The organism is Paenibacillus sinopodophylli, from assembly GCF_005930355.1.
Taxonomy (GTDB): domain Bacteria; phylum Bacillota; class Bacilli; order Paenibacillales; family Paenibacillaceae; genus Pristimantibacillus; species Pristimantibacillus sinopodophylli.
The window spans coordinates 169,012-192,071 of record NZ_VDBO01000006.1 but is presented as its reverse complement, the minus strand read 5'-3'; the positions used below and the strand labels follow the sequence as shown (position 1 = coordinate 192,071).

Sequence of the window (23,060 nt, the reverse complement as noted above, 5' to 3'; positions counted from 1 at the left end):
AAGGTGAAACGGCTGTCGCTATCCTTTGGCGGCGCAGCACGTTTCAGTCCGAAAAATATAAGCGGAGTATAAGGGTAAACTTATACATTCTTATATTTGAAAAAAAAACGTCTGCTGAGCAAGCCACTTCTTCATAGAAGGGATTGTTCAGTAGACGTTTTTTGACTAGACAGCTTGGAACTCGTTTAGTTCTGCATCACAAAATCAAGATCAGCTTTATCGGCTTCGTTATATACCTTCAAAATATTGTATTTCGTATCCCGCTGAGCTGGAATTTTACCTACTTCTCGAATCAATTGCAAAATCAGCTCAATGTTGACCTTATGTGTCGTTCCTGCAGCCGAAACTACATTCTCCTCAATCATCGTGCTGCCGAAATCATTACAGCCATACGACAAGGACAGCTTACCCATCTCTGGTCCCATCGTTACCCATGATGATTGGAAATTCTTAATATTATCAAGCATAATTCGGCTTGCTGCTACGATACGGAGATACTCCTCCGGCTTCGCCTTCTCCAGCTTGAGATTCGTGTTGTCTGGCTGGAACGGCCAGGAAATAAAGGCCAGGAAGCCCGTTGAATCATACTTGTTCGCTATGCATTCATCCTGAGCATCACGGATGCGAAGCATATGTAACGCGCGCTCTTCAACCGTCTCACCAAGTCCGTATACCATCGTTGCCGTTGTGTTCATTCCATGACGATGAGCAGACTTCATTACGTCCATCCAATCCGTCCACGAGCCCTTCATTCTACTGATCTTGCGGCGCGTGCGGTCATCCAAAATCTCCGCTCCGCCCCCAGGCAAGGAATCAAGGCCGGCTTCATGCAGCTGCCTGATGACTTCATCAAGTGATAGACCATCTGATACGACCTTCATCTTCTGAATTTCTGCAGGAGAGAAGGAGTGCATCGTAATAGCTGGGTAATGCTGCTTAATCTTGCGAAGCAGATCCAAATAATAGGTAAATGACAAATTCGGATTTGTTCCGCCTTGCATCAATATTTCAGTCCCGCCGACATCAATCGTCTCTTGAATTTTGCTCAAGATCAACTCATCAGGCAGAACATAACCTTCCTTGGAACCTGGCGCGCGATAGAAAGCGCAGAAGCGGCAATACACATCGCATACATTCGTATAATTCACGTTTCGGCCAACGACAAATGTTGTAATTGGCTCCGGATGATGCCTCAGCATAATCTGATTGGCAACATGACCCATTTTCTCAATCTGATCCGAAGCGAACAGCTCCATGCCTTCTTCGAGCGAAACTCGCTCGCCGCGCAATGCTTTATCCAAAATATGGTCTAACGTTCCCATTCCGCAAGACCTCCTTGTGTCCGTTCTAGGTAAACAATTGTACGCTTAATCCTAACATAAATCACAGGGCAAAGTCACTTTCCATATGATGCTCTCTCGCCTTGAAATACGGAAAAACACGGCATGTTCGCTAGAACATCCGTGCTTTCCTTTCATTTCGTCCTCTTTATGGACGAAGTGCGTTATCCAAATCCTCAATCAAGTCCTCAATATCCTCTAGGCCGACCGAATAACGAACCAAGCCGTCTGTAATCCCACGTGCAAGACGAATCTCTTTCGGCATAGCGGCATGCGACATCATCGCAGGATAGGATAGAATGCTCTCAACCGCGCCCAGACTAACGGCTACGAGTGGTATTTGAACTTTATTAAGCAGCGCTTTGGCACGTTCGCCGCTGCCGACATCAAACGAAACGACAGCTCCGTATCCAAGCGATTGCTTCTCATGAATTTCACGGCCCGGATGGTTAGACAGTCCCGGATAAAACACAGCGGTTACCTCACTATGAGTCGAGAGCCATTCCGCCAGCCTGCGCGCACTGCGTTCACTGCTCTCCATACGCATCTGCAGCGTCTTCATACCGCGCATAAGCAGCCATGATTCCTGAGCACTCAGAACAGTACCCATCCCGTTCTGAAGTTGCTTGAGACGCTTGCCAAGCGCCTCATCCGCCGTTACTGCAAGTCCAGCCAACACATCACTGTGACCACCCAAAAACTTCGTTGCACTATGCAATACAATATCGACGCCAAGCTCGATTGGACGTTGATGGTAAGGGGTCATAAATGTGTTGTCAAGCAACGTAAGCAAACCATGCTCCTTCGCCCATGATGTCGTTTCAGCAATGTTCGTAATTTTGAGCGTTGGATTGGATGGCGTCTCCATAAATACAGCTTTCGTATTTGGCTTCAAGGCAGCCTTCACTTCTTCGAAATTCGTCATATCTACAAAAGTCGATTCAATGCCCAGCCGATCTAAAATTGTCGTAAGCAAGCGGTATGTACCGCCGTAAACGTCCTCTGTCACAATGACATGCTCACCTGCTGAGAGCAGCAAGAACGTAGTCGAAATGGCAGCCATACCTGATGCGAAGGCAAAACCTCTTGCTCCGCCTTCAAGCAAAGCGATATAGTCCTCAAGCGCCTGACGAGTCGGGTTGCCTGAACGGCTGTAATCATACTGCGGCGGGTCAAAAATATCATGATGATGGAACGTGGATGCTTGAAATATCGGTACACTCGATGCACCGGTCTGCTCATCGATTTCGGCACCGAAATGAAGCAGCTTTGTCGCAAAACGTCTATCTCGGAAGTTCTTTTTATTAGTCTCATTGCTCATCTGTTATTAAACCTCCTCGATTTCGCGTTGTGCTGCAGCCAGTGCTTGTGCCAGGTCTGCGATTAAGTCATCCGCGTGCTCAATTCCGACTGAGAAGCGAAGCAAACGATCATCTACGCCGATAGCCTGACGAATTTCAAGCGGAATGTCCGCATGAGTTTGAACAGCTGGATATGTCATGAGCGATTCCACGCCGCCTAGGCTCTCTGCGAATGCAATAAGCTTGATATGGCGCAAGACAGGTTCGATATATCTCGCATCCTTCAATCGGAAAGAGAAGATTCCCGTGTTGCCTGAGGATTGCTTGTTCTGAATGTCATGGCCCGGATGATGCGGTAAAGCAGGGTAGTAAACATCTTCGACAGCCTCGTGTTCCAGCAAATAATTAGCGATTGTCGTCGCGTTGTATTGATGTCGCTCCATGCGAAGTGCCAGTGTCTTCATACCTCTCATCAGGAGCCATGAATCCTGAGGACCAAGCACGGCCCCAATCGAGTTGTGAAGGAAAGCCATCTCATCCGAGAGCTCCTTGCCTTTCGTTACGATCAGACCTGCCAGCACATCATTATGTCCGCCCAAATATTTGGTAGCACTATGAATGATGATGTCAGCGCCAAGCTCAATCGGACGCTGGAAGAAAGGTGTAAGCAGCGTATTGTCAACGATTGTCAGCAAGCCCTTCGACTTTGCCCAAGAAGCTACTCGCTCTATATCAGTAATCATCATAAGTGGATTAGTCGGCGTTTCAATAAGTACGGCTTTCGTACTTGGCGTCCAAAGCGCTGCCACTGCATTGATATCATTCGTATCCACATATGAAGCCGTTACGCCGAATCTGGACATGATCCGCTCAAGCAAGCGATACGTTCCACCGTATAGATCAAGAGATACGATCAGATGATCCCCTTGACTGAACAATGCAAATATCGTTTGCAAGGCAGCCATGCCGGAGCTACATGCGAATGCTGCATCTCCTGCTTCTAACTGCGCTGCTGCTTCCTCTAGTACTGCTCTTGTAGGGCTTTTTGTACGTGCATAATCAAAGCCGGTGCTTTGCCCAAGCTTAGGGTGACGGAAGGCGGTTGCTTGATAGACGGGGAAGCTTACTGCTCCGGTTACAGGCTCTTTAATTGATCCAATTTGGGCTAAATGACTCTCTATTTTCATTGTTATATAGCGCTCCCTTTTTTTAAAATAAAGGAAAGTATAGGATCTCGCCCTACTTTCTCTATATTTCTCGGATTGAAACGTGCTGCGCTGCCAAAGGACTGCGATAGCCGTTTCACCTGAATTAAATGCCTCCGCCTAAATCATACGGCGTTTGTTGATATACGTAGTAGTTAAGCCAATTGGAGAACAGCAGGTTCGCATGCGAGCGCCATGTCGACAACGGCAGGTTTGCTGGGTTATCTCCCGGGAAATAATTTTTCGGCACATCGATTTGAAGCCCTTTCGCTTTGTCCCGATCATATTCAAACTTCAGCGAGTTAGGATCATATTCCGAATGGCCGGTAACGAAAATTTGTCTTCCATCCTTAGAAGCGACAATATATACACCTGAGTCTGTCGAATTCGACAAAATGTCAAGTGACTCGATCGGTTCAATATCTTCGCGGCGTACTTCCGTGTGGCGTGATTGCGGAACGAAGAACATTTCATCAAAACCTCTGAGCAGGTTCACATTCCGTTTCTCTACAACATGCGGATAGACACCAAACATTTTCTCATCTAGATTGTATTTCGGAATATTATAGTGGTGAAAAAGTCCTGCCTGCGCGCCCCAACAGATGTGGAAGGTTGAAGTAACACGCCGAGCACTCCAATCCATAATTTCCTTCAATTCCTCCCAGTAGTTCACTTCCTCGAAGGGCATATGCTCAACAGGTGCTCCCGTAATAACGAGACCATCATAATATTCATGCGAAATCTCATCGAACGTTTTATAGAAGGACTCCAAATGCTCAGATGACGTATTTTTGGAGGTATGCGTCTTCGGATGAAGCAGCACGACCTCTACTTGAAGCGGCGTATTGCCGATCAGCCTGAGCAATTGTGTTTCGGTTGTTTCCTTAGTCGGCATTAAGTTAAGAATTGCGATGCGCAGCGGCCTAATATCCTGCTGATATGCAACGCTCTCATCCATTACGAAAATATTCTCGTTGTTAAGTATTTCTTTGGCCGGTAAGTTGTCTGGCACTTTAATTGGCATAAGTTTCACTCCTCTTAGGCAGTATGACCGCTTGAACATGAAAAAGACCCTTTCTGCTGTGAGAAAAGGTCGTATGCTCAATAAATAAGCCATCCGCCTCTCTCATCTCTCAGAAACATAAATGCTTCCGCAAGAATTAGCACCGTGCGTAAAATACGCCGGTTGCCGGGCTTCATCGGGCTAGTCCCTCCGCCTGCTCTTGATAAGAAAGTAGTCTATTCAATTTTCGCGGTTACATTTCAATTACAACTTTAATGCATTCTGTTAATCGCGTCAAGAAGCTCATTTGCATATCCTGAATCATCAGCATGAAAAACACCGTTTTTGTGCTTGAATGTAAAGCTGATGCGGGAGTATACTAGACAAGAATTATTTCACTTATTCCATTAATAAAGGGGTGCATACGGACATGGAAGGCGACAGACCTAAGCCCGAACTCGTACGAATACGGTTACTGCCGGCCAAGTCCAATTCAGCCGGCAGTTTCCTCTAAACACAGGAAGGAGTACACCGGATGAAAATACGTCTCGTTAGCAATGGCATATTTACGACAATCGATGATATTAATGATACATTAATCCCCCCTAAGGAAGGCTTCTACTGGATTGATGCTGATGTGGAGGATCTCACAGTACTTCAGCCGCTGTTCAGCATGCATGATCTCGCTGTAGAGGATTGCCTCAGTGAAGAAGAACAGCGTCCCAAGATTGAAATTTACGAAAGCCACTACTTCATTGTAATTAACAGCATTCGTTTTGATGACGAGGAAATTTTCCTAAGAGCGCTGAACATCTTTCTCGGCCGCCACTTTATTATAACCGTTACGAAACAAAAAATTAATGAGCTTCGCTCATTGAAGCCTGTTCTGTGGGAACAAGAGGTTAGCAGTCCCGATTATTTCCTCTATCATCTGGTTGACATCGTCGTGGATAACTATTTCCTCGTAGGCGATCGGATCGACAATCGGATTGAAGCGCTGGAAGAGGATATATTAATGCACACCAAGAAATCTCATCTCAACGAAATCATCGGCTTGCGCGGTGAGATTCTGTGGCTGAAGAAGATACTCGGCCCACAGCGCGACGTCATTGCAACACTGAACAAAAAGGACTTGAAGCTAATCGATGATCAGCTTCAGAAATATTTCAGCGATATTTATGAGAATGCGCTCAAAATCGCCGAATCCTTCGACACGTACCGCGACTTAATGGGCAACTTGCGTGAAGCCTATCAGTCCAGCGTATCGAACCGAGCCAATGAAATCATGCGCGTGTTTACAGCTATTACAACGATATTCATGCCTCTCACATTTATAACTGGCATATACGGAATGAATTTCGACTTCATCCCTGGGCTTCATCTTAAACTGGGCTCTTACATTCTGCTTGGCATCATGCTGGTGCTAGGCATTAGTATGTTTTTTATCTTCCGCAAGAAGGAATGGCTGTAAATGATTCATAAGGTTGACCAAGAGGGGTGCAACTGCATGGGCTATGAAGCCTCCTGCTAAGCGTCCCTTTTTTGCTGTTGCTACTTCTATCCTTTATAATAGGTTTATACATAAACGAGCACATTCCGTACCTTTGAAAGGGGGATTGGCGTGAATATTAGTCAACTCGAAACACTCCTAACGATATCCAAAACGATGAGCTTCAGGAAAGCTGGCGAGCTTCTGAATCTCACCCAGCCTGCCGTATCCGCTCAAATCAAAAGTCTGGAGGATGAGTTCAAGACCGTCCTTATCGATCGGAACCAGCCTGTCACTTTGACGGATCACGGACAAGTATTTCTAGAGCATGCCGAGCAAATACTTACAATTGTAGATGAATTGAAGCAAAAGCTGTCTGACATGAATTTAACCCCTCAAGGACATATTCTGCTAGGTACAACATCATCCATCGCGATTCAGATTTTACCGCGTGTACTGTCTTATTTCCAGAATCAATTCCCTCAGATCAAAACAACGATACATTCCATGCCCTCATCCCAAGTGATGACCAGCGTCGAGAACGGCTCGGTCGATATCGGTATTACCTACCTTACTGAGAAAAATCCGAACGTTTCCTCCTCCGTTCTTTATTATGATACGTTTGAGCTTGTCGTCTCACCTGCTCATCCAATGAGCCGTCTAGACCATACGACCGTAGATACGCTTAAGGATATTCCAATGATTATGCTTGCGCCAGATACGCTGGGACGCAAATTCGTCGATCAAATATTTAAGAAATTCAATGTTCAGCCTAATGTCGTAATGGAAGTTTCGAGCAGCGAAGAAGTGAAGCGCATGGTTGAGATCAATTTGGGTGCTGCTGTAGTCTCTAAGCTATCTATCGCGAATGAGCTGCGGCTGGGCACATTAAAGATGATCAAAGTAAATGAGCTCGAGATAAGCCACCCTGTTGGCGTCGTATACCGGTCTGGCCGATATATAAACACTGCACTTCAGCAGTTTCTAAGTGATTTGAAGGGAATGCCCGAGCATCATTTCATTAGCAGCGAATAAGCGAACCATTCACACGACGGACCTAGCCGACAAACATGAGTTGAACTTACATACAGCCACAATAAGGAGAGGTAATCATGAAATTTGATCTACATACCCATCACGAGCGATGCGGTCACGCAAACGGTACGATTGAGGATTATATTACTGCGGGTATTAAAGCAGGGCTTCAGGTTATTGGCATCTCTGACCACTCTCCATTCTTTTACCACAAAGAAGATCAGCCCTCACCTGGCATCGCAATGGCAAGAAGCGATTTCGCAAGCTACATCGAAGAGGTACTTCGTCTTAAGGCAAAATACGCTGGTAAAATCGAGGTTCTGCTTGGTATCGAATCGGATTTCTTCCCCCAATACGTTGAGAGCTACAAACAAGCTTACGAAGGCGTTCCATTCGATTATTTGATCGGATCTGTTCATCAAGTTGGCGGCGTGAGCATATTCAACAAAAACCGTTGGAACGGCTTGAAAGAGCAGGAGCAAATAGCGGCGAAACGCAGCTACTACGATTTAATTAAGCAATCTGCTCGAAGTGGAATGTTCGATATATTGGGGCATATTGATGCGATGAAAGGTTATTATCCTGCATTCTCTGATATCCCAGCCTTCGATGCGATCGATGATACACTGCAAACGATCGCCGAATGCGGCGTTTCCATTGAAATCAATACGTCAGGCAGTACGAAATATGTAGGTGGCTGGTATCCGTCAGATGCGATTCTGGAGCGTGCGCTTCACTTTGGCGTTGATGTAACCTTCGGGTCAGATGCCCATTTGCCGGCAAGGGTTGGCGATGAGTGGGAACTTGTGGAGCGAAGATTGAAAGACATTGGGTTCAAGCATTGGGTCTATTATCGCAAGCGTCAGCAAGTCATCGTACCAATCGCTTAGTAGAAGGGCAAAAAAAGTGGACCTGCACGTCGCAGGTCCCAAAGGTTATATTAAAAAAGGGGGTCTTGTTTATTATAATAGCCCACTTATATGATGAGACGGTAACAGAACTATTTCATTTGTGTAACAAATTCGAGGGGTTGGACTTCCATGTGGCTCATAACAGCCATCAGCAGCGCACTGCTCTTCGGACTTGCAGGCTGGTGGATGAAAGTATCACAAATGCGCGGCGGCAGTACAAGAACGCTGCTGCTCGGACTTTACGCATCCGGCATGCTCGGCTTCGGCATACATGCTGCTCTTGAAGGTACATGGGGCTGGCTGGCTGAGCCGCGGGTATGGATTGCCGGCTTGATCATTGGCGCTGGCTCTGCTTGGGGTAATGCGCTGTTTATGAAGGCTCTGCATTACGGGCCTGCGAGCCTGACTTCTCCTCTTACGAATATGAATATCATATTGGTCATTGCAGCAGCAACCTGGTGGTACCAGGAGCCTCTAAGTATGGCTCAGGCTACAGGAATTTCGATGCTGCTACTCGCCGTTATCTTTATCGCTCATAAGAAAAAGGAACCGCTGACAATAACGGAAAAGCGCTGGTTCATCCTTGTTGGAATAGCTATTCTCATGTTCGCACTTCGAAACGGCGGGCTTAAAGTAACGGACGAGCTTGGGCTGCCAAGCGCCCCTATTCTTTTCATCGCCTATGCGCTTTCTCTATGCTGGTTTCTCATTCCAAAGAGAACAACAGCTTCACGCGCTGCTGAGCAAACAGGTCTGCGGCTTGGTATTGTTGCCGGTTTATTCTCCTACGGCGGACTGCAGCTTTATGCAGCCGCACTCGCAACCGGACAAGCCAACATAGCTGCACCGATCTTTGCAACGAACAGTCTCGTAGTAGCGGCTGGAGCTATCATCTTCTACAAAGAGAAGCTCACGTTTGTTCAATGGGCTGCTTTTGCCTTTATGATACTGGGCTTGATCGTAATTCGTCTCTGAAAGCAATCATTTAACTTTTAAGCGTCTAACTTTTTTATAGTAAATATGCATTTTTAGAAATAACACCTATTCCCACCGAAATGAACTTACTTTTAGTTTGTTAATATGCTACAATAGTAATACTAAAAGCGGGGTGATACGGTTGGATTATTCGACAATGTGCCCAAAGTATGAAGCCGCAGCCGACATATTAGGTAAGAAGTGGACTGGCAGAATTATTCGGGTATTGCTTGGAGGACCGAAACGGTTCAAAGAGATAAAGGAACAAATTCCCGAGATGAGCGACAAAATGCTGACGGACCGGATGAAAGAGCTTGAGACAATTACAATTATTAAACGCCAGGTTTACCCTGAAATGCCCGTACGGATCGAGTACGAGCTGACCGGTAAAGGCCGTGAGCTGGAGCCCGTCATTGAATCCATTCAAAAATGGGGAGAACACTGGATGTAAGCTAAAAAACCGCTGAGGCGGTTTTTTTTATTGCTTTCTCCCTCTTTCGAACCTAAACCCTCACTCCCTAATCATCATGATTGACAAAGGATTGGCAATCTACTATCATTGATAATAATAATCAATATCATGTAAACGTAAAAAGAAACCCCCTGAAGCAACAAGGGGTTTCCAATATAAAAATAACTACATACCAAGCCATTTCTTGAATAGATGTTTTGTTGTATCCTTGTTAATCGCAGCAATGGAAGTCGTAAGTGGAATTCCCTTCGGACATGCGCGAACACAGTTTTGAGAGTTACCGCAGCCTTCGATGCCGCCATCTGTCATCAGTGCATCTAGACGCTCCTCTTTGTTCATGTCACCCGTCGGGTGAGCGTTGAACAAGCGTACCTGTGAAATCGCAGCTGGGCCAATAAAGCTGTTCCGGTCGTTAACGTTCGGGCAAGCCTCAAGGCAAACACCGCAAGTCATACATTTGGAAAGCTCGTACGCCCATTGACGCTTCGTTTCAGCCATCCGCGGACCAGGACCTAGATCATAGGTGCCGTCAATCGGAATCCATGCCTTAACGCGTTTCAGAGCGCCAAACATGCGTTCACGATTGATAACGAGATCTCTCACGACTGGGAAGGTGCTCATTGGCTCAAGTCGAATAGGCTGCTCCAGCTTATCGACAAGTGCACTGCAGGCTTGGCGCGGTTTGCCATTGATAACCATCGAGCAAGCTCCGCAAACTTCTTCCAAACAGTTGGAATCCCAGCATACGGGCGCAGTGCTTCCGCCATCGGATTTCTTAGGATTACGTTGAATTTCCATCAACCCGCTAATAACGTTCATATTCGCGCGGTAAGGAATTTCGAACTCTTCCGTATAAGGCTTGGAATCAGGAGTGTCTTGGCGTGTAATGATAAACTTAACCGATTTTGTTGCTACAGTCGTTTCAGCCATCCTTATTCTCCTTTCTTCTTATCGCTCGAGTAATCACGTTTACGAGGCTTGATCAAGCTTACGTCGATATCCTCATAGGATATTTGCGGACCTTCTTTCGTCCATTTCGCAATTGTTGATTTCATAAATTGATCGTCATCGCGTTCTGGGAAATCAGGCTTGTAATGAGCTCCGCGGCTCTCGTTGCGCAGCAATCCGCCAAGTGTCATCGCTTCAGACAGCTCAAGCATGTTCCATAGCTGACGAGTAAAGGCAACGCCTGCATTGTTCCACTTTGCTGTATCGTTGATGTTGATGTTCGCGTAACGCTGCTTTAGCTCCTTGATCTTGTGGATCGTTTGCTCCAGCTTATCGTTAAAGCGAACAACCGTCATATTGTTCGTCATCCATTCGCCGAGCTCTTTGTGAATGACATAAGCATTCTCGTTGCCGTTCATGTTGATAATGCTGTTGTACTTGTCCGTTTGACGCTTGTTCTCGCGGTCGAATACAGAGGAAGCTACGTCTTCAGCCGATTTCTTCAAGCCTTTGATGTATTCCACAGCCTTAGGTCCTGCAACCATACCACCGTATATAGCGGAAAGAAGTGAGTTTGCACCAAGACGGTTCGCGCCATGATATTGATACTCGCACTCGCCAGCTGCGAACAAACCTGGAATGTTCGTCATTTGATTGTAATCGACCCACATACCGCCCATCGAATAGTGGACAGCCGGGAAGATTTTCATCGGGATTTTACGCGGATCATCGCCCATGAATTTCTCGTAGATTTCAATGATACCGCCGAGCTTAACGTCAAGCTCCTTCGGATCCTTATGAGATAGATCGAGGTAAACCATGTTTTCTTGATTGATGCCGAGCTTCTGATCCACGCACACGCTGAAGATCTCACGCGTTGCAATATCACGAGGTACGAGATTTCCGTAAGCCGGATATTTTTCCTCAAGGAAGTACCAAGGCTTGCCGTCTTTGTAAGTCCAGATCCGACCGCCTTCACCGCGTGCCGATTCCGACATTAGGCGCAGCTTGTCATCGCCTGGAATTGCTGTAGGGTGAATTTGAATGAATTCTCCGTTCGCGTAGTTAACACCTTGCTGGTAAACCGCGCTCGCAGCCGTGCCTGTATTAATAACAGAGTTCGTTGTTTTGCCGAAAATAATGCCAGGACCGCCTGATGCCAATATAACCGCATCTGCACGAACCGTGTGTACTTCCATAGAACGAAGATCCTGTGCCGATACGCCGCGGCAAATACCGTCGTCGTCAACGACTGCGCCAAGGAATTCCCAGTGCTCGAACTTGTTAACAAGCCCTGCTGCTTCCCAGCGACGCACTTGCTCATCTAGTGCATAGAGTAGCTGCTGTCCCGTTGTTGCGCCTGCAAATGCTGTACGAGAATGCTTCGTACCGCCGAAACGACGGAAATCAAGCAAGCCTTCTGAAGTACGGCTGAACATAACGCCCATCCGGTCCATAAGGTGAATAATGCCTGGTGCTGCATCGCACATCGCTTTAACCGGAGGTTGGTTGGCGAGGAAGTCTCCGCCATATACGGTATCGTCGAAATGCTCCCATGGAGAATCGCCTTCGCCTTTCGTATTAACAGCGCCGTTGATTCCGCCCTGCGCACATACTGAGTGGGAACGCTTCACCGGCACAATTGAAAACAGGTCAACGTGCACGCCGGCTTCAGCCGCTTTGATGGTAGCCATTAAGCCGGCAAGTCCGCCGCCAATGATGATCACTTTATTTTTAGCCATAACGTTTCGCTCCTTGTCTACAAACTAACCGATATTCGTAAGTGCCAATGCCGCACTTGCCGCTTCCGCAAATTCATCGCCTCTAAACGCGACAAGCGAAAGGATAAACAAAGCGGATACAATAACAAATACACCCATGCAAATATAAGAAGAAATACGTTGTGCTTTCGGGCCTATCGTAATGCCCCAGCTAATCAGGAATGCCCATAGACCGTTGCTGAAATGGAATACAGCTGCCAATACGCCGATGACGTAAAGCACGAAATAAGTCGGACTGCTCGCGATTTGATTCATCGTAGAGCCAAGCTCCTCATGCGTGATGTTACCAAAGTATACTTGCATTCTTGTCTGATATACATGCCAGAAAACGAATACAAAAGTAATGACCCCTGTAACGCGCTGAGCCGTGAATGCCCAGTTCCGTCCGTATTTGAAGCGTCCCGTATTCGTGTTCGATTGGTAAGCGACGTACAAGCCGTAAATACCATGAAACAATAGCGGGAGGTAAATGCCGAAAATCTCGAGCAGCGGGATCAAAGGCAAGCTGTTGATAAAGTGTACACCGTTGCTGAACCCTTCAGGTCCACGTTCAAACGCCTGGTAGTTGGTCAATCCATGTACGACGATGAAGCCGCCGAGCGGAATGATCCCGAGAAGCGAGTGAAGCTTGCGCGAGAAATACGAGTTTCCTTTCATGTCATTCCTTCTCCTTTCAATACTGTGAGTGCTAGCATGCATACTTGTTTGTGAAATATAAGAATGTATCTGATAGCTCTCTATACATTACTTATATTTCAGCGCAAACAGAAAGCCTCTCTGCCTCACGGCAGCAGCCTGCCCCTTTACGCATGGCAAATCATTCTACATTGTAACCCCAGCATGTACCTCAGTCAACAAAAGTCGACACATATTAGCCACACTTCCCATCCTACTCCTTTTCAGCTTATAATGGAATTGCTTATTTTTTATAATTTCTTATAACCAAATGACATAAGGGGCGCTATTTATGAATGAGGAGATGCATGTCTTTACCGTTATTGTCGAGCAATCCAGCATGAACAAAGCATCGGTACTGCTCAATCTGTCCCAGCCTGCACTCTCGCGCAAAATAGCCAAACTCGAGCAAGAGATCGGCTCACCCTTGTTCAGACGCATCGGCAAACGACTCGAGTTGACTCGAATCGGACAGATGACCTACGAGTATGCGCTTGAGCTGCGCCAGCTGCATCGCAAATATTTGCAAACCGTTTCTGAGTTTACTTCAACTGGTCATACTACGCTCACGATAGGAGCGAGCTTGACCACCTTGCAAACAACATTGCCCGACCTGATCAAAAGGCTGACGTCTACCCATCCTGAAATTGATATTAAAGCGATTACAGGCAAGACCCATGAAATCGTATCGCTTGTCCGTGACCATAAGGCCGATATCGGCATCGTCGCCTCCAGCATCGAGGATTCAACACTTCGGTGCATCCCCTTGTTCGAGGATCACTTATCACTTGTCCTGCCGCGGAATCAGATTATTACCGACAAAGGTGCGCTCGGCATACAGGATTTGACCGGCATGCCGATGATCTTATTCTCCAAAGGAACCTGGTACCGGCTTCTTACCGATGAGCTATTCGACAAATACCATCTCCAGCCAGACGTTAGGATGGAAATCGATTCGTTCGAAGCGATCCTTCGTCTGCTTCACACTTGCAGGGCAGCAACACTCCTGCCCAAGTCCTACATGCGAAGCCAACTGCTTGACGATAATGAGCTTATTGTCGTGCCTATTCGGGAGCTCGAGGATACGAAGCGGACAACCTCGCTCATCCATGCCGATTCCGCAGCACTCAGTCCATCCGTCCGGCTCTGGATCAATGAGCTTGCCGCGCGTTTCCCTGCCAAAAAGGACATCAGCCTGTAAAAGGCAGCTGTCCTTCAGCATTTCCAAATATAAACTTCCAAATCCATGCTTTGCCCTCCAACCCAATAGGTTTAGCGGATTATCGTAGCTTCGAAATCTTCGATTTGCTCATTCGTGCCGATAACGACCATGACATCACGAATAGCAAGCACATCCGTCGCTGTCGGTGCGATTATAATTCCACTCGGCTTGTTAATGGCGACAATGCTGCAGCCGAATCGCGCCCGCGGATTGAGATCATGAAGTGACTTCCCGTCCAAGCACTGAGGGACGGCAAGCTCTGCAATCGTGTATTCCTTCGATAGCTCGATGTAATCAAGCAGATTCGGAGAAACAAGCTGATGCGCCACACGTATCCCCATATCGCGCTCTGGGTATACGACGCGGTCAACGCCAATTTTCTCAAGCACTCGCCCGTGCAGCTCGCTCATCGCTTTGGCTACAACCTGCTTCACGCCCAGATCCTTAAGCAGAATCGTCGTCAGTATGCTCGCTTGAATATCATCGCCTATCGCTACGACACCACAGTCGAAGTTACGGACGCCAAGTGAACGAAGCGCCTCTTCATCCGTGCAATCGGCAGAAACAGCATACGTAAGCACGCTGCTCATTTCCTGAACAGCCTCCTCGTCCTTGTCTATGCCGAGTACCTCATTGCCAAGCTCGACAAGTTCCCTGCCGAGACTCGAACCGAACCTACCTAATCCAATAATGACGAACTGCTTCTTTTTAACTCCCACTCGCGCAATTCTCCTATCCAATCGTGATTTTGCCTTCAGGATGCCGATACAATTCTTTTTCTGTGCGAGGCCCAAGCGCATAAGCAAGCGTTAATGGACCGAGCCGTCCGGCAAACATCGTTAAAGCAATGACTATTTTTCCTACTAAACTAAGATCAGGCGTAACGCCGACCGATAGGCCGACTGTGCCAAATGCTGACGTTGCTTCGAACAGCAGTTCTATAAATGCATGCTCCTCGGTCATTGAGAGTATCATCGTTACGATAATGACGAGCAGCAATGAAATTAATGTAATTGTAAGTGCTTTGAAAATCCGGTCTTTTCCAAGCCTGTAGCGGAACAGTACGATATCCTCTCGTCCGCGAATCATCGCGATAACAGCGCCAACCAATGTCGTGAAAGTCGTCGTCTTAATACCACCGCCCGTTGATCCTGGAGACGCTCCGATAAACATCAGGATGATCGTGAAAAACATGGTTGCTTGACGCAGCTGTGTGTAGTCGAGCGTATTCGCCCCAGCTGTCCGCGGCGTTACTGATTGGAAGAAGGATGCCAGAATTTTACCGCCTAAGTCCAAGGAACCAAGCGTCTTCGTATTGGAAAATTCAAAAATAAAAATGACGATGGTGCCTACTGCAATAAGCGTGCCAGTCATAGAGAGAACAACCTTGCTATGCAAGGATAGCCGTTTGTTTTTACGGAACTCCATCAGATCTGACATGACTACAAAGCCTAACCCGCCGGTTATGATGAGCAGCATTGCCGTAAAATTGACGACAACGTCATCAACGTACAAGGTAAGACTGCGATAATTCCCAAAAATATCAAAGCCCGCGTTGTTGAACAGCGACACCGCATGAAAGGCACCGAAGTAGAGTGCTTTGCCCAGCGGCATATCTGCAGCGAATCTGGATGCAAACAGTAAAGCGCCTACCAATTCAATGGATAATGAATAAATAATAACTCGCCGAATAAGCTTGACTATCCCTTCCATACTCGACTGGTTCATCGCTTCCTGCAGCAGCAGACGCTCGCGCAGCGATATTTTCTTGCGCAGCACAAGTGCAACAAGCGTCGCCATGGTCATGAAACCTAGGCCGCCAAGTTGGAATAAGCACATGAGGATGACCTGACCGGCTGCTGAGAAATAGGTTCCTGTGTCTACGATGACGAGCCCAGTGACGCAGGTTGCCGAGGTTGCCGTAAACAATGCGTCAATAAAAGGAAGCCGCTCGCCGGTTGCCGAAGCGAAGGGCATGGATAATAACAGTGCTCCCAGTACGATAATAAGCGCGAAGCCGCTGACCAGTATTCGCGGGGGCGACCATTTCAACACATTAAAGTTTACCTTCATCCATTATCCTTCTTCTGCGGTGTGTCATTTATGAAGCACTATCTCTCTATATATAAGCATAAAAAAAAGCACTGAAACCAGATGTGCTCTGTGCAATGAGTTCTGTTCCACTAGCGCCTACGAGGTTAGCTGACGGATTCGGGCCTGGACAGGCAGCCCTATTCAGCGGCAGAAGCGTTCACTTCGCCGTAGAAATTCAACCCATGATGCCGGATTCAAGCGATGCTGTACACAGCAGGCTGAGCGATCTAGGCAACGTTATGGTTCCCCCGTTTTCCATAGGAAATTCGGCTTTGCTATTCGATTAGTATGACGATAACGATTATAATCCCAAAGCAGTCATGATATAAAGCTGATATTTACGACAAACAAGCTGATATTGGACCGTATTAGGGCAAGGCTGAAACACAGCATACTTCAAGCTTGTCGGATATCGTTATTTCGCATCTTTTTGAGCGTAAACGGGCTTTTCCAATGGATAATTCAGGGATTTGTATGGTATGGTATTCCGATAAGCAATTTACTACATGGACAATAGAGGTGGACAAATGATTGATTCTATTAAGTTAAATGAATGGAAACGTTTTCTATGGGCGGCGGTTGCTTGCTTCATTGTTTTCGCCGTTGTTGAAGTGGGGCCGATGTTCTACTCTATGATGACAGGCGAATTGAATACGAAGGTTATTGACAAAGAAACGGCAGAGAATCGGGCTACTGTATTTGCCGAGAAGCAAAGTGGATTGCAGGTGGGTTCTGCCAAGGCCGTCCATCAAACCGACAAAATCATGAACGGCTACCTCTCGAAAAACGACTTAATCAAAACCTATACCGATAAATACGACCAAAGCTTCCCTACGGATACGTATCAAGTCGACCTGAAATTTGACAGCGGTGAAACCGGCTACGTGTATGTACATATGCAAAGTGAAAAAATCGTAGCTTGGAACTTTCTCCTCAACTATCAAACACTCTCTGGCCCCGACCTGGAGAAGGAAGTAGCTGTTTTCTTACCCAGTCAAAGCTTAGACGCCAATGCGTTCAAGCAAAAAAGCTTCGAAGTGAATAAGGGATGGCATGGAGAAGCTCCAACTGGCTACACCATTGAAGAAGCTGTTCTAGGCGTCGATATCAATGCGCAGAACATCAATGACCGGAATATCATTGTGAAGTATAAGCCTGCATTCATTGCTCCTTCCGATTATATCCAATACGTGAAGAAGCAAGATAAGCTTGCCGGCTTCCTTACAGGCTTCGGCTATATGTTCATGAGCTTCGTTCTATTTGTACTTGCTATTATCTATGCTGTGCTGTATCGGAAATTCACATCGTTTAAATTCGGCATTATTTTGACCATAGTCTACTTTATTACCTATATCATAATGAATCTGAATATACTCGACGGAATCCGTGCTTCATTGGGTGAGACAGAGCTCGCAGGACAAACGGTCATCTTCACAGCCGTCTTTACGCTCCTGCTTACCATTCCAATGGCCGGCTCCATCTATATCTCCATGATAGCAGGTGACGGGCTATGGAAGGCGCAGGGACGGGCGCTATGGCCTCGCTTCGGGCAGAAGGGATACGGCGACCATGTATGGCGGAGCGTAGGGCTTGCTTATTTGTTCGCCATCATCCTCTTTGCCACGCAATCAGTCATTTTCATCGGGCTTAAGCTGACGATTGGCACATGGGATACGACGGACGCCACGCAATCCCCTTATAATATGGGTGTTCTGTGGCTCATGCCCGTGCTCGCTTGGGCAGCAGCCATTTCTGAGGAGGCTGTTTTCCGCTTCTTCGGAATCGGATTGTTCCGCAGATGGTTCAAAAACACATTTGCCGCAGCGCTGCTGCCGACCTTGTTCTGGGCGCTCGGACACGTCATGTACCCGTTCTATCCCTCTACAACGAGATTGATCGAACTGATGATCATTGGACTCATGTTCAGCTTCATCTTCGTCAGATACGGCTTCATAACGGCGATGTTCACCCATGCGATCTTCAACAGCGTTGCTGTTGGTCTATCCCTGCTCACGATCGGTACAGCGCCGAATATTATCTCGGCTATTTTCTTCACGGTGCTGCCTGTTATCATTGCTTTCGTTCTCAAATATTTCAGCAGCAAAAAAGAGAAGAAGCCGCCAGTCAGGGCGACTCCTCCCCTAGAGCAGCTATAATTTGAGAAGCTAATTTATCTCCAATAGAGAGAGGCCGGAAGTCTTCGACTGAGGCCTCTTTTATTTTTTTGATGGAGCCAAAATGTTTGAGCAGAAGCTTTCGGCGTTTCTCCCCGATGCCTGGAATGGAATCAAGCCTTGATTCCACCATGGATTTGGCTCGCTGCTCGCGGTGGAACGTGATGGCAAAGCGATGCACCTCGTCCTGTATACGCTGCAGCAAATAAAATTCCTGACTATCGCGCGGCAGTGGTACAATCTCGGCCGGATCACCAGTCATGAGCTGGGCCGTCTTATGCTTCGCATCCTTCACAAGCCCGCATACAGGTATGAATAAGCCAAGCTCATTCTCCAGCACGTCCAGTGCTGCCGAGATTTGACCTTTCCCTCCATCGACTACAATAAGATCGGGAGGCTTGATCTCCTCTTTGAGCACACGCTCGTAACGGCGCCTTATCACCTCTCTCATCGTCTCATAGTCATCCGGACCAACGACTGTTTTCACCTTGTATTTACGATATTCCTTGCGGTCTGGCTTGCCATCCGTGAAGACGACCATGGCCGATACCGGATTCGTTCCTTGAATATTGGAGTTATCGAACGCTTCAATACGCCGAACCTCTGGAAGACCAAGCCAACCGGCTAAAGACTCAGTCGCCTTGACACTGCGCTCTTCATCCCGCTCGATCAGCCGGAACTTCTCGTCCAGCATAACCTTTGCGTTATCGATAGCCATCGTTACGACCTCGCTCTTGCGCCCGCGCTGTGGCATCAATACCTTAACTTTCAGCCAGCTGTGAAGCGACGCAATCACATCATCCGCGCGAGATGAAGCTTCCTCGGCTTGCGCTTCCTCCTCAAGCAATTCTTCTTTCGCCTGCTCCAGCTCCGGCGGCAGCGGCAGCAGAATCTGCTTAGGCAGCGCCGGATTGTCACTGTAATACTGTGTGACAAAGGTCATGAAATCATCATACTCTTCCCCGTAATAGGGGAAGGTCGTTCCATGACGCTCGATCAGCTTTCCTTGGCGCATGTATAAAATCTGTACGCACATCCAGCCTTTATCGACGGCAAAGCCAAATATATCACGATCCAGTGCGTCGGACATCGTTATTTTCTGCTTCTCCATCACTGCATCGATAGCGATCAGTTGGTCCCTGAGCTCCTTCGCACGCTCGAATTCCAGCTTCTCGGCAGCTTCCTCCATCTTACGCTGGAGCTCAATCTTCACTACATCCTGACCGCCGTTAAGGAAACGTGATATCTCTTGAATCATACGATCATATTCCGACTGCTCCACATCAAATTCACACGGTGCAATACATTGACCCAGATGATAGTATAAGCAAACCTTATCAGGGAGCGTCTTGCACTTCCTGAGCGGATAAAGTCGGTCGAGCAGCTTTTTCGTCTGCTGGGCCGCATAGGCATTCGGATAAGGGCCAAAGTACTTCCCTTTATCTTTAATGATCCGCCTCGTCACCTCAAGCTTGGGATGCTTCTCGTTCGTTATTTTAATATAAGGAAAAGTTTTGTCATCCTTAAGCAAGACGTTGTATCTGGGATGATATTGCTTAATTAAATTACATTCTAGAATAAGAGCTTCCATATTGCTTGAGGTTACGATAAATTCAAAATCTCGAATTTCAGACACAAGACGCTGCGTCTTCCCGTTGTGACTTCCATTGAAATAGGAACGAACACGATTTTTGAGTACTTTAGCTTTGCCTACATATATAATAACGCCTTCGCCATTTTTCATCAGATAACAGCCCGACTGATCAGGCAGCAGCGCTAGCTTGTTCCGTATCGTTTCTTTGGCTGCAGCAAGCGCCTGCTCCGCCTGTAATTGTTCTATCTGTTGCTGGTTCATGCTCTCGCCTCCGACTGCCGAATGATTCTGTACACATTTTAGCATAATTGCACCGACGATTGTCTTACAATTCTCACCTGTATTTTGCTTTACAACTGTTTGGGAATTTGGGTATACTAATACAAGTTGAATAAACCGATACTACATAAAGACGACCGCTTAGGTTGTGAGTGAAGCAATCGGTCTTTTTCAAGGAGGACGTCAACGATGGAAAACGTAAGAGACCCGCGCGAGCATTTCAACGAAGAGCCTCGCCATGATTTGATGGACGTCGTATTCGGCTTTGGCGGAATGCTCGGTTTTATGACCGTCATTTTCGCAGTTGCTGTAATCGTTAAGTTCATTATTTCATAAGAAAAAGGAGCAGCGTGCTGCTCCTTTTTTTATTGCCTTCCATCAGCTGCTGCTTCAGGCAATTTCATTAAATACGGATATAGCAGAATAAGACCGAGTACATATAGAACCAATGCAAACAATGCCGGTGACAGATGCCACAAATCGACATAGCCAATAGACAGATGAACGCTTAAACCCGCATAAAATCCAGGGGCACCGCCAAGAAGAAACGTCCACCATAGCCAGCGTGAGCCTTGCTGAATTCCCCATAGCGCCATAATCAGAATAGCTACTGCCGCACAAAACAATGCACCGCCAAACCCCGCTCTATCATGTGCGATCAGCGGTATGAGCTTCGCATTCCGCTCATTCAGCTCCGCAGTACTTGTATCCAAATAGACTAGATCCGTCTGAACGAACACCTCCGTTATACCCACGACTGAGATCGTAAGACCGCCAATTGAGAGTGCAAAGCCCAGAACGACCATACTAAGCTGTCCCCACATCGCTCTGCGCCACCTGCGGTCATTACGGACATTAACGGCAAAGCGGTACGGTCTGTCTGGATTCCTACGCATCGCAAGCACAAACAACGGGAGCAATAAGACCGCAGCTATCGCATGCAACGGATCAAAGTAGCCATACCCCAAATAAAGGAAGAAGCTCGCGAAACCTACTACACCTGAGACTAGCAGCGCTGTCCTTGTCCAGTGCAAGCCTTCTCTCAGCCCATGTCTGGCCAATTGGAAATATACAATACCTATCGTCAGCATGGTACCCGCTAATGTAATACGGTCATGTGACATGAAATGCAGCAGATTGTGGTTAATATGATGCAGGTCCTCTAGTGATAGTCCAATGAAAGACAAATCATACGGCAGCAGCACCGTAGTAGCCGCCACGATCCAAGATAATAAACCGCCCAGCATCATACCGATGCCAAGCAGGCACATCCAGCCCCAATGCTTCCAGAAAGATGGCGGTTCTTCAATCGGCCAAAATTTTACCTGCTCATAAATAATGGCTTCATTGATGCGCTTAGGAAGTCCCGGCCCAGCGAATATAAGACCGCTATGCAGCATGATATAGTCGGCTCCCGCCTGCAGCAGATCAAGAGCATCCTGCGGCTCGTGCACGCCACCGCCTGCCTTAATGATCCAATTCGGAGCACATACGCTGCGTATCGCTTTGATCTTATTTATGCTGTCAGCCTTTTCTTCTTTGCTGACCTTGCTCGCTAAGGCTCCTTCGAATGAATAGCTGGAAGCCTCGCCTACCACAACTCCGCTCCAACTCTCTCGTGGGAGCGATTGAATAAGTGGCATTAAGTATTCATCTGGAAAATTAGGAGGCGTATACAGAAATAAGGGCTTATTAGAGGCAGGACTCGTATGCGACTTGAGCTGGAGCTGACCTGCCAAATCATTCAGAAGAACACTGGCTTCCTCCCAGCCTATGTCCCCATGGAGAACATCGATATAATAGCCATCCGTGCCTGCCTCTGTAAGCTGCTCTATCATGCTTATAAGCTCAGGGAGGATCTCCCGGCGGTCAGTGTATGGCATCGGAGTAATCCGTGCGAACTGAGGCAGCCTATGCTTAGCTGTGCGGATCAGCTCCGTCACTCGATCGACGCCTTCATTCTCATAATAATTCGGGTAACGAATCCATTCCTGTCCTGCATCTTTCTCAATAGCTGCAAGGCTTGTCATTCGCTTAATGGTGACTGGCCCATGCTCGATGAAGCCGATTCCGAATTGTGCAATTGCGAGATGCGCGATTCCCTCCGGATCAACACCTCCCGAGAGACCAATTGGAGTCTGCAGTACTATGCCTGATGCTTCGCTCTCTAACAATGGTGACGGTTCCATATGACCGAATGTTCGGACCACGAATGATCCACCCGGAAGCTTGCTTAGACCGCCAATCGCTTGAAGCGTAATTTTCCTGCTTAGGCGTGACGGCAAGCGAAACAATATAGGTCGAAATAAAGTTTGGTAGCTCCAATCCGGCATCGCTATTCTCCCTGCATGTGGTTTCATTTCCTCTTCCTATTGTAGAAAACAATGGACTTAGTTACAATAACCAGCTTCCATTCACACAAGGTGGAACGGCTGTCGCCGTCCTTTGGCGGCACAAAGCGTTTCATTCCGAGAAATATAGAGAAAGGATGACGAAATGATATACTTTCGTATATTTCGAGAAAACGGCCGTCCAACAAGGATCAATGATCCTGTGAACGGC

Annotated in this window: 19 protein-coding genes and 2 riboswitches; of the genes, 8 read left to right on the top strand and 11 right to left on the bottom strand. The window is 47.2% G+C overall.

Annotated elements, in window-relative coordinates; translation table 11 throughout:
- Positions 1 to 185: 185 nt before the first annotated feature.
- From mqnC to metA, 4 genes are all read right to left on the bottom strand, one after another.
- The gene (mqnC, locus tag FGT79_RS21165; RefSeq protein ID WP_138754816.1) at positions 186 to 1,322 is read right to left on the bottom strand and encodes a cyclic dehypoxanthinyl futalosine synthase; all 1,137 of its coding nucleotides are present in this window, start codon (positions 1,320 to 1,322) and stop codon (positions 186 to 188) included.
- Between the two features lie 166 nt (positions 1,323 to 1,488).
- On the bottom strand, positions 1,489 to 2,661 hold the full coding sequence (locus FGT79_RS21160; protein ID WP_138754815.1) for a trans-sulfuration enzyme family protein: 1,173 nt from the start codon (positions 2,659 to 2,661) through the stop codon (positions 1,489 to 1,491).
- Between the two features lie 6 nt (positions 2,662 to 2,667).
- Entirely contained in the window at positions 2,668 to 3,828 is a 1,161-nt protein-coding gene (locus tag FGT79_RS21155) for a PLP-dependent transferase (RefSeq protein ID WP_138754814.1), read from the bottom strand.
- 124 nt (positions 3,829 to 3,952) lie between these two features.
- Positions 3,953 to 4,870, bottom strand: coding sequence for a homoserine O-acetyltransferase MetA (metA, locus tag FGT79_RS21150; RefSeq protein WP_138754813.1), 918 nt, complete (start codon positions 4,868 to 4,870; stop codon positions 3,953 to 3,955).
- A gap of 99 nt (positions 4,871 to 4,969) precedes the next feature.
- Positions 4,970 to 5,079: riboswitch (SAM riboswitch) on the bottom strand.
- Positions 5,080 to 5,384: 305 nt separating this feature from the next.
- Here metA and corA point away from each other — a divergent pair.
- The 5 genes from corA (at position 5,385) to FGT79_RS21125 (ending at position 9,710) form a co-directional block, all read left to right on the top strand.
- Positions 5,385 to 6,320 (top strand): magnesium/cobalt transporter CorA, encoded by a 936-nt coding sequence (gene corA, locus FGT79_RS21145; protein ID WP_138754812.1) that lies wholly within the window; start codon positions 5,385 to 5,387, stop codon positions 6,318 to 6,320.
- 150 nt (positions 6,321 to 6,470) lie between these two features.
- Positions 6,471 to 7,373, top strand: coding sequence for a LysR family transcriptional regulator (locus FGT79_RS21140; RefSeq protein WP_138754811.1), 903 nt, complete (start codon positions 6,471 to 6,473; stop codon positions 7,371 to 7,373).
- A 77-nt stretch (positions 7,374 to 7,450) separates the two neighbouring features.
- Entirely contained in the window at positions 7,451 to 8,263 is an 813-nt protein-coding gene (locus FGT79_RS21135; protein WP_138754810.1) for a histidinol-phosphatase, read from the top strand.
- A 150-nt stretch (positions 8,264 to 8,413) separates the two neighbouring features.
- Positions 8,414 to 9,259, top strand: coding sequence for a DMT family transporter (locus FGT79_RS21130; protein WP_138754809.1), 846 nt, complete (start codon positions 8,414 to 8,416; stop codon positions 9,257 to 9,259).
- Positions 9,260 to 9,401: 142 nt separating this feature from the next.
- Positions 9,402 to 9,710, top strand: a complete 309-nt coding sequence (locus FGT79_RS21125) for a winged helix-turn-helix transcriptional regulator (protein ID WP_138754808.1) — start codon at positions 9,402 to 9,404, stop codon at positions 9,708 to 9,710.
- 186 nt (positions 9,711 to 9,896) lie between these two features.
- Here FGT79_RS21125 and sdhB read toward each other — a convergent pair whose 3' ends face one another.
- The 3 genes from sdhB to FGT79_RS21110 are packed head-to-tail and all read right to left on the bottom strand — an operon-like array spanning position 9,897 to position 13,117.
- Entirely contained in the window at positions 9,897 to 10,661 is a 765-nt protein-coding gene (sdhB, locus tag FGT79_RS21120) for a succinate dehydrogenase iron-sulfur subunit (RefSeq protein WP_138754807.1), read from the bottom strand.
- 2 nt (positions 10,662 to 10,663) lie between these two features.
- Positions 10,664 to 12,421 (bottom strand): succinate dehydrogenase flavoprotein subunit, encoded by a 1,758-nt coding sequence (sdhA, locus tag FGT79_RS21115; RefSeq protein WP_138754806.1) that lies wholly within the window; start codon positions 12,419 to 12,421, stop codon positions 10,664 to 10,666.
- Between the two features lie 24 nt (positions 12,422 to 12,445).
- Positions 12,446 to 13,117: a succinate dehydrogenase cytochrome b558 subunit gene (locus tag FGT79_RS21110; protein WP_138754805.1), complete on the bottom strand. Its 672-nt coding sequence runs from the start codon at positions 13,115 to 13,117 to the stop codon at positions 12,446 to 12,448.
- A 310-nt stretch (positions 13,118 to 13,427) separates the two neighbouring features.
- Here FGT79_RS21110 and FGT79_RS21105 point away from each other — a divergent pair, with 310 nt between their 5' ends.
- Positions 13,428 to 14,336, top strand: a complete 909-nt coding sequence (locus FGT79_RS21105) for a LysR family transcriptional regulator (protein ID WP_138754804.1) — start codon at positions 13,428 to 13,430, stop codon at positions 14,334 to 14,336.
- A 71-nt stretch (positions 14,337 to 14,407) separates the two neighbouring features.
- Here the strand turns inward: FGT79_RS21105 and FGT79_RS21100 are convergent, their stop codons facing one another.
- Together FGT79_RS21100 and FGT79_RS21095 are read right to left on the bottom strand one after the other, a co-directional pair.
- Positions 14,408 to 15,076, bottom strand: coding sequence for a potassium channel family protein (locus tag FGT79_RS21100; RefSeq protein WP_246096532.1), 669 nt, complete (start codon positions 15,074 to 15,076; stop codon positions 14,408 to 14,410).
- A 13-nt stretch (positions 15,077 to 15,089) separates the two neighbouring features.
- Positions 15,090 to 16,430 (bottom strand): TrkH family potassium uptake protein, encoded by a 1,341-nt coding sequence (locus FGT79_RS21095; protein ID WP_138754803.1) that lies wholly within the window; start codon positions 16,428 to 16,430, stop codon positions 15,090 to 15,092.
- Between the two features lie 99 nt (positions 16,431 to 16,529).
- A riboswitch (cyclic di-AMP (ydaO/yuaA leader) is annotated at positions 16,530 to 16,733 on the bottom strand.
- Positions 16,734 to 16,978: 245 nt separating this feature from the next.
- Here FGT79_RS21095 and FGT79_RS21085 point away from each other — a divergent pair.
- Positions 16,979 to 18,607 carry a CPBP family intramembrane glutamic endopeptidase gene (locus FGT79_RS21085; protein WP_171056356.1) on the top strand — a complete coding sequence of 543 codons (1,629 nt, stop codon included), beginning with the start codon at positions 16,979 to 16,981 and terminating at the stop codon, positions 18,605 to 18,607.
- Here the strand turns inward: FGT79_RS21085 and uvrC are convergent.
- On the bottom strand, positions 18,576 to 20,480 hold the full coding sequence (gene uvrC, locus FGT79_RS21080) for an excinuclease ABC subunit UvrC (RefSeq protein WP_138754800.1): 1,905 nt from the start codon (positions 20,478 to 20,480) through the stop codon (positions 18,576 to 18,578). The two genes, FGT79_RS21085 and uvrC, sit on opposite strands and share 32 nt — an antisense overlap.
- Before the next feature lie 207 nt (positions 20,481 to 20,687).
- On the opposite strand from uvrC, the gene FGT79_RS21075 reads away from it, so the two are divergent.
- Positions 20,688 to 20,834 carry a YqzM family protein gene (locus FGT79_RS21075; protein ID WP_138754799.1) on the top strand — a complete coding sequence of 49 codons (147 nt, stop codon included), beginning with the start codon at positions 20,688 to 20,690 and terminating at the stop codon, positions 20,832 to 20,834.
- Positions 20,835 to 20,863: 29 nt separating this feature from the next.
- On the opposite strand, the gene FGT79_RS21070 is transcribed toward FGT79_RS21075, so the two are convergent.
- Entirely contained in the window at positions 20,864 to 22,858 is a 1,995-nt protein-coding gene (locus tag FGT79_RS21070; RefSeq protein ID WP_246096531.1) for a dihydroorotate dehydrogenase, read from the bottom strand.
- Positions 22,859 to 23,060: the final 202 nt, after the last annotated feature.